The 15,223-nt window shown below is 69.6% G+C and carries 13 protein-coding genes and 1 pseudogene; 9 read left to right on the top strand and 5 right to left on the bottom strand.

Annotation, left to right across the window (positions count from 1 at the left end):
- Window positions 1-4: 4 nt before the first annotated feature.
- The 3 genes and pseudogenes from ACIPYW_RS09305 to ACIPYW_RS09295 all read left to right on the top strand — a co-directional run.
- Complete coding sequence (locus tag ACIPYW_RS09305) at window positions 5-1,312, top strand: sugar ABC transporter substrate-binding protein (protein ID WP_290131005.1); 1,308 nt, start codon at window positions 5-7, stop codon at window positions 1,310-1,312.
- A gap of 37 nt (window positions 1,313-1,349) precedes the next feature.
- Window positions 1,350-2,321 carry a carbohydrate ABC transporter permease gene (locus ACIPYW_RS09300; RefSeq protein WP_400412817.1) on the top strand — a complete coding sequence of 324 codons (972 nt, stop codon included), beginning with the start codon at window positions 1,350-1,352 and terminating at the stop codon, window positions 2,319-2,321.
- A gap of 3 nt (window positions 2,322-2,324) precedes the next feature.
- Window positions 2,325-2,936, top strand: a pseudogene (locus ACIPYW_RS09295) (carbohydrate ABC transporter permease); the annotation flags it as partial.
- Window positions 2,937-3,325: 389 nt separating this feature from the next.
- Here the strand turns inward: ACIPYW_RS09295 and ACIPYW_RS09290 are convergent.
- A complete protein-coding gene (locus ACIPYW_RS09290) occupies window positions 3,326-4,366 on the bottom strand; it encodes a substrate-binding domain-containing protein (RefSeq protein ID WP_400412815.1) in 1,041 nt (346 codons plus the stop codon).
- A gap of 180 nt (window positions 4,367-4,546) precedes the next feature.
- Between ACIPYW_RS09290 and chvE the strand changes: the two genes are divergently transcribed.
- From chvE to mmsB, 3 genes are all read left to right on the top strand, one after another.
- Complete coding sequence (chvE, locus tag ACIPYW_RS09285) at window positions 4,547-5,680, top strand: multiple monosaccharide ABC transporter substrate-binding protein (RefSeq protein ID WP_400412813.1); 1,134 nt, start codon at window positions 4,547-4,549, stop codon at window positions 5,678-5,680.
- Between the two features lie 105 nt (window positions 5,681-5,785).
- A complete protein-coding gene (gene mmsA, locus ACIPYW_RS09280) occupies window positions 5,786-7,339 on the top strand; it encodes a multiple monosaccharide ABC transporter ATP-binding protein (protein WP_400412812.1) in 1,554 nt (517 codons plus the stop codon).
- Window positions 7,326-8,507, top strand: a complete 1,182-nt coding sequence (mmsB, locus tag ACIPYW_RS09275; protein WP_290130999.1) for a multiple monosaccharide ABC transporter permease — start codon at window positions 7,326-7,328, stop codon at window positions 8,505-8,507. Before mmsA ends, mmsB begins: the two co-directional genes overlap by 14 nt.
- 135 nt (window positions 8,508-8,642) lie before the next feature.
- Here the strand turns inward: mmsB and ACIPYW_RS09270 are convergent, their stop codons facing one another.
- A complete protein-coding gene (locus ACIPYW_RS09270) occupies window positions 8,643-9,923 on the bottom strand; it encodes an alpha-amylase family glycosyl hydrolase (protein ID WP_400413582.1) in 1,281 nt (426 codons plus the stop codon).
- Window positions 9,924-10,073: 150 nt separating this feature from the next.
- Here ACIPYW_RS09270 and ACIPYW_RS09265 point away from each other — a divergent pair, with 150 nt between their 5' ends.
- Both ACIPYW_RS09265 and ACIPYW_RS09260 read left to right on the top strand, forming a co-directional pair.
- Window positions 10,074-10,472: a DUF3253 domain-containing protein gene (locus ACIPYW_RS09265; RefSeq protein WP_400412810.1), complete on the top strand. Its 399-nt coding sequence runs from the start codon at window positions 10,074-10,076 to the stop codon at window positions 10,470-10,472.
- Window positions 10,473-10,507: 35 nt separating this feature from the next.
- Window positions 10,508-11,617, top strand: a complete 1,110-nt coding sequence (locus ACIPYW_RS09260; protein WP_400412808.1) for an SDR family oxidoreductase — start codon at window positions 10,508-10,510, stop codon at window positions 11,615-11,617.
- 102 nt (window positions 11,618-11,719) lie between these two features.
- Here the strand turns inward: ACIPYW_RS09260 and ACIPYW_RS09255 are convergent, their stop codons facing one another.
- The 3 genes from ACIPYW_RS09255 to ACIPYW_RS09245 are packed head-to-tail and all read right to left on the bottom strand — an operon-like array spanning window position 11,720 to window position 14,798.
- Window positions 11,720-12,544 carry a carbohydrate ABC transporter permease gene (locus tag ACIPYW_RS09255; protein WP_400412807.1) on the bottom strand — a complete coding sequence of 275 codons (825 nt, stop codon included), beginning with the start codon at window positions 12,542-12,544 and terminating at the stop codon, window positions 11,720-11,722.
- Window positions 12,541-13,497 (bottom strand): carbohydrate ABC transporter permease, encoded by a 957-nt coding sequence (locus tag ACIPYW_RS09250; protein ID WP_400412805.1) that lies wholly within the window; start codon window positions 13,495-13,497, stop codon window positions 12,541-12,543. Before ACIPYW_RS09250 ends, ACIPYW_RS09255 begins: the two co-directional genes overlap by 4 nt.
- On the bottom strand, window positions 13,494-14,798 hold the full coding sequence (locus tag ACIPYW_RS09245; protein WP_400412804.1) for an ABC transporter substrate-binding protein: 1,305 nt from the start codon (window positions 14,796-14,798) through the stop codon (window positions 13,494-13,496). The genes ACIPYW_RS09250 and ACIPYW_RS09245 overlap by 4 nt, the downstream gene beginning before the upstream one ends.
- Window positions 14,799-15,017: 219 nt before the next feature.
- Between ACIPYW_RS09245 and ACIPYW_RS09240 the strand changes: the two genes are divergently transcribed.
- Complete coding sequence (locus ACIPYW_RS09240; RefSeq protein ID WP_290130992.1) at window positions 15,018-15,194, top strand: CsbD family protein; 177 nt, start codon at window positions 15,018-15,020, stop codon at window positions 15,192-15,194.
- Window positions 15,195-15,223: the final 29 nt, after the last annotated feature.

Below are 15,223 nucleotides of genomic sequence, written 5' to 3'. Positions count from 1 at the left end.
CGTGATGGACCGCAGAGCGTTCCTCGTGGGTGGTCTCGCCGGAGCCGCCACGCTCGCCCTCGCGGGGTGCTCCGGCACTCTGCCGAAGGTCGACGCGCAGGTGGCGAGCTTCGGGAAGGGCGCCACCGGCACCGTGCAGGTGTGGTGCCGCGCGGCGACCCAGGCCGGGCTCACCGCGACCGTGGCCGGCTTCAACAAGGCGAACCCGGAGCTGCAGGTCGAGCTGACGCCGGTGCCCGACGGGCAGTACGTCACGAAGCTCGCGACCGCGATCCGCGGAGGCGAGCCGCCGGACGTGGTGGACCTCGACGACATCAACTCGCAGCTGTTCATCTTCCGCGAGGCCTTCGCGGACCTGACCGACGTCGTGAAGGGCCTCGACTACTTCTCCGAGCTGTCTCCGGGGCACCTCCGGCTGCTCGAGTACCGCGACCGGTATTACGGCCTGCCGTACCTCGCCGACAACTCGCAACTGTTCGTCAACACCGAGCTGTTCGAGCGTGCCGGCCTCGACGTCGACGACTCCACGAAGGACCTCGACTCGCTCCTGGCCGCGGCGAAGGCGCTCCGGAAGGTCGCGGACGACGTCTACGGATGGTCGATCGCGGGCAACTCCGCCGGCATCATCGGGTTCGTCACGCAGCCGCACGTCTGGGCGACCGGCGTCGACATGATGTCCGGTGAGGTCGGGTCCCAGAAGCCGAACATCACCGGCAACGACGCTCTCGAACGGATGCTCGAGTTCTACCGGGAGCTGTGGAAGGACGGCGTGCTGTCGAAGGCCGCGTTCTCGGACGCCGGCACGACGTGGGGGGCCGACTTCCGCGCCGGCAAGGTCGGCATCTTCCCGACCTCGTACGGCGCGACCGTCCCCGCTGCCACGAAGTCGATGCGGGCGAAGATGCGGACGGTGCTCATCCCGTCGTGGGACGGCAAGCGGTCGTTCTTCGACGGCGGCGACAACATGTGCATCCCGAACGGAGCGGCGAACCCCTCGGGCGGCTGGGCGTTCATGCGGTACGCGAACGGGCTCGGTCCGCAGCAGGCGCTTCCGGACGGCGGCTACTTCCCGACGCGCTCGGACGCGGCCACACCGGCGTACCGGAAGCGGTACCCGCTCGCCTCGGGTCCGCTCGACGCGATCGACAAGGGCTACGCGCCGCGGACGCTCGCCTACAACCTGCTCGTCAACCAGCCCTCGTCGCCGTACTTCGCGATGTTCCGCGAGGCCGTCTTCGGCGCCGGGGTCGGCCCGGCCATGCGGGCTGCACAGCCCGAGTACGAGCGGATCCTCGACCAGGTCCAGGCCTGACCCGCACCGTCATCCCGTCGCACAGAGAGGTGCACGCATGTCGACCATCCCCGCCAAGCGCACGTCGGGCTCCGCAGCCCGGTCCCGCCGCTCGGGAGCCGGGCGCCCCACCGTGGGCGGCCGCCGTCCGGCAACCCGGAACTCGCTCACCCACCCACCCCGCACCGGAGCGTTGCTGGTCACCCCGGCGATCGCGTTCGTCGCGGTGTTCGTCCTCGCACCGCTCCTCTTCGCGCTGTACATCTCGCTCACGAACTGGCCCCTGATCGGCCCGTACCGGTTCATCGGGCTGCAGAACTACCTCACGCTGTTCCAGGACCCGACGTTCGTGCACGCGATCGGCTACACGCTGCTGTACACGGCGATCGTGACGGTGCCGATCCTCGCGCTCGGCTACTTCCTCGCGGTGGTCGTGCGCGCCCGGCGCCGAGGCAGCACGTTCCTCCGGACGGTGTTCTTCCTGCCGTACGTCGTCGGGCTCACGACCCTGAGCTTCACCCTCGTCCTCGAGGCACAACCGAACTCGGGCGCGGTGAACATGGTGCTCCGCTGGCTCGGCATCACCGACGGCAGCACGGCGTGGCTCGTCAACGGCCCGCTCGCAACGCTGCTCATCTGCGTCCTCGTGGTGTGGGCCGTCTCCGGGCTGACCATGGTGCTGCTCATGTCGGCGATGCAGGGCGTGCCGGACGAGGTGTACGAGTCGGCCCAGCTCGAGGGCGCGTCGTGGTGGCAGACCGAACGGCTCATCACGTTGCCGATGATCCGGTCGACGGTCGCGCTCAGCGTCATCATCTCGGTGATCGGGTCCCTGCTCGCGTTCAACCAGTTCTACATCCTCACCCAGGGCGGACCGGGCACCGAGACCACCACGATCGTGAACGCGATCTACAACCGCGGGTTCGTGAACCTGCAGCTCGGCGCGGCGACCGCGGAGTCGATCGCCCTCGTCGTCGTCATCGCCGCCGTCACCGTGTTCCAGTTCTGGGCACTCCGCGAGAAGGACTGAGCCATGAGCACCACGACCACCCCGTCGACCATCGCCGCGGCCGACCTCTCCACCCGCGCGGTCACGACCGGCGACGGACACCGGCGTCGGCACCACCAGGGCAGCGTCCGGCACCCGCGCGACACGGCCGTCAAGCGGACCCTGTACGTCATCGCCGGCGTCGGCTCGGCCCTCGTGTTCGGCGTTCCGCTGATCTGGGCGATCCTGCGGGCGTTCCAGCCGGAGTCGGTGATCACGCAGGCCCCGGACCCGGCGACCTTCTTCCACCTCACCTGGCAGAACTTCCAGGCCGTCTTCAGTCCGTCCGCACGCCTGCTCTCCGGCGTGATCAACTCGCTCGTGGTGTCGATCTCGACCGCGGTGCTCACCGCGGTGCTCGCCACGATGGCCGGGTACGGGTTCGCTCGCTTCCGGTTCCGTGGCGCGGGCCTCGTGTTCGGACTGGTGCTGCTCACGATGATGGTGCCGTTCCAGGCGATCCTCACGCCGCTGTACCTCGAGATGAACGCCATGAAGCTCACGAACTCGCTGCTCGGCCTCGTGCTCTTCTACACGACGGTGAACCTGCCGTTCGGGGTGTTCGTCATGCGGAACGCGTTCGAGTCGATCCCGACCGAGCTCGAGGACTCGGCGTTCGTCGACGGCGCCTCGCGCTTCCGGGTCGTCGTGTCGGTCCTGCGCGCGCTCCGCGCGCGCTGGTCCGCTGCTCCTCCCCGGGGCTGCCACCGCTGCGCTCTACGCGTTCCTGGCGTCGTGGACGGAGTTCCTCGGAGCGCTGACCTTCCTGACGAAGGACTCGCTCTACACGCTCCCGGTCGCGCTGCTCAACCTGCAGACGGGGGCGTACGGGCAGGTGTCGTACGGGAACCTCGTCGCCGGGTCGGTCGTGGCGATGATCCCCTGCATCGCGCTGTACGTGGGCCTGCAGCGGTTCTACGTCGCCGGGCTGTCGTCGGGCGCGCTGAAGGGCTGACCGGGCCGACGGCTCCGTCGCGGGCTTCGCGCTACGCGCTCCGCCGCACCACCAGCTCGGGGGCGATGAGCCGGTCGTCGTGGGACTGCCCCTCGACGAGTCGCCGCACCGAGGCGAGCACCCGCTCCCCCATCGCCATGAAGTCCTGCCGCACCGACGTGAGCGGCGGCGTGAAGTGGGCGGCCTCCGGGATGTCGTCGAAGCCGATCACCGCGATGTCGTCGGGGACGCGCAGCCCCTCCTCGGCGAAGGCGTGCAGCACGCCGAGCGCCATCTGGTCGTTCCCGGCGAAGACGGCATCGACGGCGTGCACGTCGATCGACTGCGCCGCACGGAAGCCGCTCGCGGGGGTCCAGTCGCCCTCGAGCACGATCGGCTCGAGCCCCCGGTCGGTCATGATCCGCTCGTAGGTCGCCCGGCGCACCTCGGACTCCTGCGAGACCGAGGGCCCGGCGATGTGCACGATCCGACGGTGTCCCGCCGCGAAGAGGTGCTCCATCGCGAGGGTGGCGCCCGCGGCCTGGTCGATCGCCACGGCGGCGACGTTCGGTGCCGCTCCGGTCCGTTCGGCGTCGCGCTGCACGGCGTTCGCCACCACGACGGGCACCGACACGGGGACGGTCAGCGAGGCAAGGGCGTCGAGCACGCGGTTGTCCGCGGCGACGAGCACGACCGCGGCGACGTCCTGCGCGAGCAACGAGGCGAGCGCGCCGGAGAGGTCGGCGGGCACCGGGTCCTCGGGCAGGGTCGACAGGAGCACGTGGTACCCGGCGGTGCGGGCAGCACGTTCGAAGCCGATCGCGGTGCTCGACGGCCCGTACAGGGCGTCGCCCGTGCTGACGAGTCCGAGCGCGCGGCTCCGACCCCCCGCGAGCGCCCGCGCCGCGGCCCGTGGGCGGTACCCGAGCTCGGCGACGGCGGCGACCACCTGGTCGCGGAACTGCTCGCGGACGGTGGGATCGCCGTTGATGACACGGGAGACGGTCTGGTGCGAGACCCCGGCACGCTCGGCGACGTCGAAGATCGTCGGCGCCTTGCGGCGTTTGCCCTCGTGGGCCGTCGTGGTCGTCACGTGGGAAACCGTACCCCCGGAACGGGGCCACGACGAAAGGTCGCGAAACGATCACGACGAGTTGACACCCCGTGAAACAACCCACATGATGTGAGCGCTCACTTTGAGCAGCACCCCAGGGGCACAGCAGCCCGAACCCAGCGCGTCGAGGACGACGTGAGAGGAACAAGAGGTACTTCGATGATGAAGCGCAAGATCGCAGCGGGGATCGTCGCCGTCGGACTGGCAGTCAGCCTGGCCGCGTGCTCCGCAGGGGGCCGTGGCGCCACGGGCAGTGGTGACGGCGGAAGCGGCGACAACAAGGGCGCCCTCGTCGGCGTCGCGATGCCGACCAAGGTCTCCGAGCGGTGGATCAAGGACGGCGACGCCGTCAAGAGCGACCTCGAGAAGGCCGGCTACAAGGTCGACCTCGAGTACGGCGACAACAAGGTCCAGCAGCAGGCGCAGCAGGTCAGCAACATGATCACCAAGGGCGCGAAGGTCCTGATCATCGCGTCGATCGACGGTGGCGCGCTGTCCGACCAGCTCGACGCCGCCGCGAAGGCCGGCATCAAGGTCATCTCGTACGACCGCCTGCTCACCGGCAACAAGAACGTCGACTACTACGTGTCGTTCGACAACTACAAGGTGGGCGTCGACCAGGCCACCTCGCTCCTCACGGGTCTCGGTGTCCTCGACTCGGACGGCAAGAAGACCGACAAGAAGGGCCCGTTCAACATCGAGGTCTTCGCCGGCTCGCTCGACGACAACAACGCCGGGTTCTTCTTCAACGGCGCGATGGACACCCTCAAGCCGTACCTCGAGGACGGCACGCTGAAGATCCAGTCCGGCCAGGACCAGCTGTCCCAGGCCGCGACGCAGCAGTGGGACCCGGCGACCGCCAAGGCCCGCATGCAGAACCTCATCGCGAAGTCGTACTCCGGCGGCACCACGCTGAACGGCGTGCTCTCGCCCTACGACGGCATGTCGATCGGCATCATCTCGGCGCTGCAGGGTGCCGGCTACGGCTCGGGTGACCGCCCGCTGCCGACCATCACCGGTCAGGACGCCGAGGCGGCATCCGTCAAGTCGATCATCGCCGGTCAGCAGTACTCGACGATCTACAAGGACACGCGCAAGCTCGCGAAGCAGTCGGTCACGATGGCCGAGGACCTGCTCTCGGGCAAGAAGCCCGAGGTGAACGACACCAAGAGCTACGACAACAAGGTCAAGGTCGTCCCGACCTACCTCTTCCAGCCGACGGTCGTGACGAAGGACAACTACAAGTCCGTCCTGGTCGACAGCGGCTACTACACGGAAGCCGACCTCAAGTAGCACGCAACCCATCTCACGGACCGGAGGCGCGGTGCGAGCCCGCACCGCGCCTCCAGTCCGTCATCACCAGCGCGCCCACGCGCGCACGACGGAAAGGCGGTCCCAATGGCGGACACCATCCTCGAGATGCGGGACATCACCAAGACCTTCCCCGGCGTGAAGGCCCTGCAGGGCGTCTCGATCGAGGTCGAGCGCGGCCAGGTCCACGCGATCTGCGGCGAGAACGGCGCGGGCAAGTCGACCCTCATGAAGGTGCTGTCGGGGGTCTACCCGCACGGCAGCTTCGACGGCGAGATCCTGCTCGACGGTCAGCCGGTGCGGTTCGGCTCCATCAACGACTCCGAGGCCGCGGGCGTGGTCATCATCCACCAGGAGCTCGCCCTCAGCCCGTTCCTGTCGATCGCCGAGAACATCTTCCTCGGCAACGAGCGCGTCAAGGGCGGGCTCATCGACTGGAACCAGACCAACCTCGAGGCCGCGTCGCTGCTGCAGCGCGTGGGGCTCAAGGACAACCCCGTCACGAAGATCGTGGACATCGGCGTCGGCAAGCAACAGCTCGTCGAGATCGCGAAGGCGCTCTCGAAGGACGTCAAGCTCCTCATCCTCGACGAGCCCACCGCGGCCCTCAACGACGACGACTCGGCCCACCTGCTCGACCTCATCCGGTCCCTGCAGGCCGAGGGCATGACGGCGATCATCATCAGCCACAAGCTCAACGAGATCAAGGCGATCGCGGACAAGGTCACGATCATCCGCGACGGCAAGACCATCGAGACGCTCGACATGCACGCGGACGACGTCTCCGAGGACCGCATCATCCGCGGCATGGTCGGCCGCGACCTGTCGAGCCGCTACCCGGAGCGCGCGAACCCGGTCATCGGCGAGGAGCTCCTGCGCATCGAGGACTGGACCGTCCACCACCCGCTCGACGGCTCACGCGAGATCATCCACCAGGCGAACCTCAACGTCCGGGCCGGCGAGGTCGTCGGCATCGCGGGACTCATGGGCGCCGGCCGCACCGAACTCGCGATGAGCGTGTTCGGGCACTCGTACGGCACCGGCATCAGCGGGACCGTGTACAAGCGCGGCGTCCCGATCAAGACGAACACCGTGACCCGCGCGATCGACAACGGCATCGCCTACGCGACCGAGGACCGGAAGCGCTACGGCCTCAACCTGATCGACGACATCAAGCGGAACATCTCCGGGTCGGCGCTCGGCAAGCTCGCCAACTGGGGCTTCGTGAACAGCTCGCAGGAGACCACGGTCGCGTCGCAGTTCCTGAAGAGCATGAACATCAAGGCCCCGTCGGTGAACGCCGTCACGGGCAAGCTCTCCGGCGGCAACCAGCAGAAGGTCGTGCTGTCGAAGTGGATGTACGCCGACCCCGACGTGCTCATCCTCGACGAGCCGACCCGCGGCATCGACGTCGGCGCGAAGTACGAGATCTACACGCTCATCAACAGCCTGGCGGACCAGGGCAAGGGGATCATCGTGATCTCCTCCGAGCTCCCGGAGCTCCTCGGCATCTGCGACCGCATCTACACACTCTCCGAGGGCACGATCACCGCCGACGTGCCCCGCTCCGAGGCCACCCCAGAGGTCCTCATGCAGTACATGACCCAGGAACGGGAGACCCCTGTCAATGAACGCGCTTAAGTCCGCAGCGAGCTACCTCACCGGACAGCTCCGACAGATCGGCCTCTTCATCGCGCTGATCGTCATCGTGATCTTCTTCCAGGTGGCGACGAGCGGCATCACCCTGGCACCGATCAACGTGTCGAACATCATCGTCCAGAACAGCTACATCCTGATCCTGGCGATCGGCATGGTGATGGTCATCATCGCCGGCCACATCGACCTGTCCGTCGGGTCGGTCGTCGCGTTCAGCGGCGCGATGGCCGGTGTGATGATCACCCAGTGGGGTCTGCCGTGGCCGGTCGCGGTGGTCCTCTGCCTCGTGATCGGCGCGCTCGTCGGTGCCTGGCAGGGCTTCTGGATCGCCTACTTCGGGATCCCGGCGTTCATCGTGACACTCGCCGGCATGCTCGCCTTCCGCGGCGCGGCGCAGATCGTCCTGCAGAACCAGCAGATCTCGCCGTTCCCGGCCGGCTTCCGGTCGCTCGGCTCGGGGTTCCTGCCGTCGTTCGGCACCACCGGGTACGAGCCGCTCACGATGGTCCTCGGGCTCGCCGCCGCCGCCATCATGGTGATCGCCGCCTTCCGGGGCCGCGCGACGCGTCGGAAGTACCAGCTCGAGAGCGAGCCCTTCGCGTGGTTCATCGTGAAGACGGCGTTCGGCGCAGCGCTCGTGATCTACGTCGCCCTGCTGCTCGCGAGCTACAACGGCACGCCGATCGTCCTCGTCGTCCTCGGCGCCCTCGTGGTGATCTACTCGGTCGTCATGCGCAGCGCGGTGTTCGGTCGCCACGTCTACGCGATCGGTGGGAACGCCCTCGCCGCGCAGCTGTCCGGCGTGAAGACGAAGCGCGTCACGTTCCTGCTGTTCGTGAACATGGGCGTCATCGCGGCGCTGGCCGGTGTGGTGTTCACCGGACAGCTCAACCTCGCGGCACCGGGTGCGGGCAACGGCTTCGAGCTCGATGCCATCGCGGCCGTGTTCATCGGTGGCGCTGCCGTCACGGGTGGCATCGGCACGGTGCCGGGCGCGATCGTCGGTGGTCTCATCATCGGCATCCTGAACAACGGCATGTCGATCCTCGGCGTCGGCACGGAGTTCCAGTCGCTCATCAAGGGCCTGGTGCTGCTCGCCGCCGTCGCGTTCGACGTGTTCAACAAGCGTCGGGCGGCCGCCGCGCGCAAGTAGGGGCGGCTCGGCCACGCTCCAGCGCGTCCGTTCGGCCGGTTCAGTTCGGCAAAGCGACAGATCTCCGCGGTTCGACCGCGGAGATCTGTCGCTCTCGCGTTGTGACAGCCGCGGTCCGTCGCTTCGGCAACGCGCTCACGCCGCCAGGACGGCCCAACCCCCGGCCGGGAGGCGCAGGGTGCCGTCCCGCAGGTCCCCGCCGCCCGCCTCGACGCGCGTCGCACCCGCCGTGGGCAGCTCGACCGGGTCGTCCGCCAGGCTCAGGGCGGTCACCACGGCAGCGTCCACGGTCGCGGTCCGCAGCACGATCGCGGTGTTCGTCAGGTGCACGACATCGGTGTGCGCCCGGTGCAGCCACGGGTTCCGTCGTCGGAGCGCCACGAGCGCCTCGTACGCGTGCGTCAGGTCGGTCGGCGCCGGGGGCACTCCGGGGAACGCGGGGCGCACCGCGTCGTCCCCGCCCTCACGCTCCTCCTTCACCCCGGCCCAGCCGTACTCGTCGCCCGCGTACACGACCGGTGTCCCCGCGAGCGTGAACAGCACCGCGGCCGCGTGCCCGGCGAACCGCTCCCCCACCGCGCTCGCGATCCGGGTGACGTCGTGGTTGCCGACGAACGTGGTCGGCACCTGGGCCCCGAGCAGTTCGTCGTGCCGCTCGACTGCGTGCGCCAGCTCGAAGAGGTTCCGGTCCGCGATGCCGTGCCAGATGCCCTGCCACAACTCGTACTGGGTGGTCGAGTCCATCGTCGACGCGCGGATGATCGCCGCCGCGTCGCCGTGGATGACCTCGCCGCTGAACCAGGCGTCCGGGAACCGCTCGCGCACCCGCGGCAGCACCCGGGCCCAGAACCCCGGGGGCACGGCGTAGGCGGCGTCGAGCCGCCAGCCGTCGATGCCACGCTCGAGCCAGTGCGTCATGACCGCGACGACGAGGTCCTCGGCGGCGGTGCCGTCGTGGTCGAGCGCGACGAGGATGTCGTGCCCCTCGAAGTCGCGCACCGGGACCGGCTGTCCGGGCGCCCACCCCGACCAGTCCACGGCGAACAGGTCGGCGCTGGTGGCGTCGGGTCCGTCCTGCTCGACGGCGCGGAACCCGGTGTGCTCGCGGCCGACGTGGTTGAACACCCCGTCGAGCAGCACCCGCACACCGCGCTCGTGCGCCGCCCGGACGAGGCGGTCGAAGTCCTCGTCGTCGCCGAGGCGCGGGTCGATCCGGAAGTGGTCGACCGTGTCGTAGCCGTGCGTCGAACTCGCGAAGACCGGGCCGAGCAACAGGCCGTTGAGCCCGAGGTCGACGACGTGGTCGAGCCACGGGGTGATCCGGTCGAGCCGGTGCTCCACGGGTCGGTCCTCGACGGGGGTCCCGGGTCGGACGTCGGCTCCGACGAACCCGAGCGGGTAGACGTGCCACCACATCACGTGCCGCGCCCAGGCGGGTTCCGGCGGACGGACGGGATCGGGTTCGGCGTTCACCGACCCGATGCTGCCAGCCGTGCCTGGGCTGTGCGCCGGACCGGACAGCCCCGGGCTGAGCGCCGGAGCGGGCGAGGAGGACAGGATGGGGACATGGGACGCGCGATCAGGACCGAGTCGGACGCGGCGGCGAACGAGGCCGAGCACGCCGAACGCACCTGCGCCTCGTGCGGTCGTCGGATGCCGTCGTCCGCAGCCCCGGACGCGAAGTACTGCTCGGCGGCGTGCCGGAAGCACGGCGTCGACGCCACCGACCGGGCGCTCGAACAGCGGATCGACGAGCTGCTCGCCGCACGCTCACGGTCGTCGAGCATCTGCCCGTCCGACGCCGCACGGGCCCTCGACCCGGACGACTGGCGGGACCTCATGGAACCCGCCCGCCGGGCCGCTCGTCGCATGGTCGCCCGCGGCGAGGTCGAGATCACCCAGCACGGCAGCGTCGTCGACCCGTCCACCGCCAAGGGGCCGATCCGGATCCGACGGCCCCGGTAGGGAACACCTGTCGTCCGCGGGCGTTGCACCCGGGGATGACACTCGACACCACTCCGACCGACACGGCCACCACCACCGACCGCCGCGAAGCCCTCGTCGTGGGCGCCAGTGGCATCACGGGGTCCGCGCTGGTGGACCACCTGCTCGACCTCGGCTGGGACGTCACCGCGCTCTCCCGGCGACCGCTCCCCCGTGACGGCGTCCGCAGCGTGGCCGCCGACCTCCGTGATCCCGGGTCGCTGCAGGCGGCACTCGCCGACGAACGTCCGACGCACGTCTTCTTCACCGCGTGGCAGCGGCAGGACACCGAGTCCGAGAACATCCGCGTGAACGGCGGCATGGTGCGGGACCTCCTCGCGGCCCTCTCGCACGCACCACTCGCGCACGTCGCCCTCGTCACCGGCCTGAAGCACTACCTCGGCCCCTTCGAGGCGTACGCCGCGGGCGAGATGCCGGACACGCCCTTCCACGAGGAGGAGCCGCGCCTCGACACCCCGAACTTCTACTACGCGCAGGAGGACGAGCTCTTCGCCGCGGCCGAGCGCCAGGGCTTCACGTGGTCCGTGCACCGGTCGCACACCGTCATCGGGCACGCCGTCGGCAACGCGATGAACATGGGCCTGACGATCGCGGTGCAGGCGACCCTGGCGAAGGAGCTCGACCTCGACTTCGTCTTCCCCGGCAGCGACGCGCAGTGGAACGGCCTGACCGACATGACCGACGCGGGCATCCTCGCCGAGCACATGGTCTGGGCGGCGACGTCACCCGAGGGGGCGGACGAGGCGTTCAACGTCGTGAACGGCGACGTGTTCCGCTGGCGCTGGATGTGGCCACGGCTCGCCGCGCACCTCGGCGTCGACCCGGCCCGCGTCGTCGGGTTCGAGGCCGTGGCTCGGCCCCTCGAGGAGCAGATGGCCCCGTACGAGCAGGCGTGGCCCGGGATCGCCGCGCGGCACGGGCTCACCGAGTCGGACATCACGCGGCTCGCGTCCTGGTGGCACACCGACGCCGACCTCGGGCGGGCGATGGAGGTCGTGACGGACATGGGCAAGAGCCGCGAGGCCGGGTTCACGGCGTTCCGGCGCACCGAGCGCGCCTTCGCCGAGCTGTTCGACCGCTACCGGGCGGACCGCCTCATCCCCTGATCGGACGCTCCCGGCCCGGCGGGCCGGGTCGCGACGCGACCGGACAGCGGACGGGAGGCACGGTGCGGGCCCGCACCGTGCCTCCCGTCCGCGCGTGGCGCGTCAGCGCAGGCCGCTGCGTGCGAAACCCTGCACGAACCAGCGTTGGAACACCAGGAACACGACGAGGATCGGCACCACGTCGAGCAGGGCGAACGCCATGGTCGCGCCGTAGTCCGAGCCGAACTGCCCCTGCAGGTAGAGCAGGCCGATCGGCAGCGTGAAGAGACGGTTCTCCCGGAGCGCGATGAGCGGCCACGCGAAGTCGTTCCACGCCTGCAGCAGGCTCATGAAGAACAGCACCGCGATGAGCGGCCGCGACATCGGGAGCACGATCCTGAAGAACACGCCTGCGTGCCCGGCACCGTCGATGCGAGCCGCCTCGACGAGCTCCTTCGGGATCCCGAGCAGGAACTGCCGGGCGAGGAACACCCCGAACGCCGAGGCCGCACTCGGCAGGATGACCGCCCAGTACGTGCCGTAGAGGTGCAGACCGGTGACGATGCGGAACAGCGACACCATGATGACCTGCACCGGCACCGCGAGGGTGGCGAGCGCGACGAAGAACAGCACCGTCGACCCGCGGAACCGCAGCTGTGCGAACGCGTACCCGGCGAGCAGGCTGATCGCCGTGGTCAGCACGGCGACCGACACCGCGATCGCCGTCGAGTTGCCGAGCCACTCCACGACCGGGAACGACGAGAACACGCGGTCGAGGTTCTCCAGGGTGAGTGTCCGCGGGAAGAACCGCACGGTCCCGCCGAGCAGTTCGGAGCGCGGGGAGAACGCGACGACGACCATCCAGTAGAGCGGCGCGATGACGATCAGCGCGACGACCACAGCGACGACGGTGCGGAGGACGAACAGCGTCCGGGCCCGGGCGGTCATCCGGCGAGGTCCCGGTTCCTGCTGCCGCGCCACTGCGCGATCGCGAACACCACGGCGAGCAGGAGCAGCACCATGCCGATCGCTGCGGCGTAGCCCTGGTCACGGGTGACGAACCCGGTGTCGTAGGCGTAGGTCACGAGCACCGACGTGGCGTTCCGCGGTCCGCCGCCGGTCAGCACGAACACGATGTCGAACACCTGGAACGAGTAGATGACGTTGAGCACGGTGAGGAAGAACGTCGACGAGCCGAGGAGCGGCACCGTGATCGAGCGCAGGCGTCGCGACCAGCCGGCACCGTCGAGCATCGCCGCCTCCGGGAGCTCCGGGCCGATCCCCTGCAACCCGGCGAGGTAGATGAGCATGTTGAAGCCGACCCGCCACCAGATCGTCACGAGGACCACGGACGCGAACGCCGCGGTCGGGTCCGACTGCCACTGCACCGGGCTGATGCCGACGAGTCCGAGCAGGGCGTCGAGCACGCCGGAGTTCTGGTCGAACACCAGAACCCCGATGAGTGCCGTCGCCACCCCGGACACCGCCATCGGCGTGATGAGCACCGACCGGAAGAACCCCCGGGCGGGCAGCACGCTGTTCAGGAGCAGTGCGGCGAGCAGTCCGAGCCCCATCGAGATCGGTGTCACGAGCACCGTGAAGAGGACCGTGTTGAGCAGCGCCCGCCAGAACAGCCCGTCGCCGAGCAGCCGCTGGTAGTTCGCGAGGCCGGTCCACTCGGCAGCGCCGAAGCCGTTCGTGCGCTGGAAGCTGATCACGAACGCCCCGACGAGCGGGACGAGCACGAACAGCGCCAGGAGCACCATGTTCGGTGCGACGAAGGCGTAGGCAGCACGTTCCTCCCGACGGGCGCTCAGCGACCGGCGCCCGGACGTGCGGTCGGCTCGTGTGCTCGTCGCTCGCGCACCACCTGCGGGCGGGTTGCTCGTCTGCGCGCTCATGCTCGTCCTCCGGTCGCGTCGGCGATGCCACGCTGCAGGGTCGCGACCGTCTCCCGGGCACCGGCTCCGCCGACGAAGGCGTCCTCGAGGCCGTTCTGCAGCACGGTGATGATCGACGCCATGTCCGGCGACGCCACCTGCGCGACGTCCTCCGGCTGGATCACCGACGCCTGGTCGACGAACGTTCGGGTGAGCTCCGGACGCACCCGGAACCGCAGGCCGCCGTCGACGAGGTCGCGCCGGGTCGGGAGCAGCGACGCCCGCTCGCAGAAGTCCTGCATCTGCGGCCGCCGGGTGATGAAGTCGAGGAACGACGCCGCGAGGTCCGGCTTGGTCGTCTGCGCGGTCGCGACGAGGGCGTTGCCGCCGAAGTCACTGCCCCCGCGCTCGTGCCGTGGCGCGTAGGTCGCGGTCCAGGGGAAGTCGAGGGTCTGCGCGGCGTCCGGGATCTGGAACGCACCCGACCACACCATGGCGACCCGCTGCCGGTACCAGGTGTCGCTCGCGTAGGTGGCGGACTTGATCGAGTCGTTGGCCGGCACCCAACGCTCCTCGAAGAACCGCTGGGCGAAGGACACGGCCTCCCGCCCGGCAGCGCTGTCGATCGCGGGTGTCTTCTGATCCGCGTCGAGGAACGCGCCCCCGGCCTGGAACAGCAGGCTCAACCAGCGCGTCACACCGTTCCCCTGCCAGTTGTAGGCGAACGGGTAGACGTCGTCCGGCAGCGCGTCGCGCAGCTTCCCGGCGATGTCGCCGAGCTCGTCCCACGTCCACGCCTCGTCGACGGACCGCGGCAGGCCGGTCACCCCGGCCTTCCGCATCAGGTCGGTGTTCACCAGCATCGCCGAGGTGTCGGTGTGGTGGGGCACGCCGTACGGGCGGCCGTCGGACTGCACCGCGGCCCACGCCGTCGCGGTGAACCGGTCACCGACGCCGGCGTTCAGCGAGCGGGACAGGTCGAGCAGCTGGCCGCGGCCGGCGTACGCGCCGAACGAGTAGTACGGCACGCGGAACACGTCGGGCGGGTTCCCGGCCTGCAACTGCGCGTCGATGTTCGTGAACATCTGCTCGTACGGCACCGCGTTGAGCGCGACCTTCCGGCCCGGGTACGTCCGCTGGAACGCGCGGATGGCGGAGCGGAAGCCGGCCAGCTCCGCGTCGGTGCCCCACGTCGTGAACGTCAGGGTGTCCGCGTCGGCCTGCCCTCCGGTGTCCTGCGGGACGAAGCCGCACCCCGCCAGGGCCACGGGCAGCGTGACGGCACCGAGCCCCGCGAGGAGCGTTCGGCGTGTGATGTGCACTTGTTCTCCGATGATCGGTCCGGGGCTGGGACGACATCTGTTGCGCCAGCATGCTCCCTCGGGGCCGAGCCGGTGCGGTGCGGCGCGATCCGTACCCCGTTCGAACCAATCGGGGGACACGAACCTGCGGCCCGGCCGCGAGCCACACGATCGCGGCTGGTTGTGTTCGTGGCACAGGCGCCGGGGACCCTCGGCGGTTCCCGGAGGAAGGAAGACACCATGTCGCTCGGAGACAAGGCAAAGGACGTCACCCAGAAGGTCGTCGGCAAGGTCGAGGAAGCGGTCGGCAAGCACACCGACGACGACGAGCTCAAGCACCAGGGCCAGAAGGACCAGGTCATGGGCGAGGGTCGTCTCGAGACCGAGAAGGCCAAGGACAAGCTGACGGGCAACTGATCCGCCCGTTGCGCTGACGCCCGTACCGC

Source organism: Curtobacterium sp. NPDC089689 (assembly GCF_044749145.1).
Lineage (GTDB): Bacteria > Actinomycetota > Actinomycetes > Actinomycetales > Microbacteriaceae > Curtobacterium.
The sequence above is the reverse complement of the archived record's forward strand: the minus strand, read 5'-3'. Positions and strand labels throughout refer to the sequence as shown.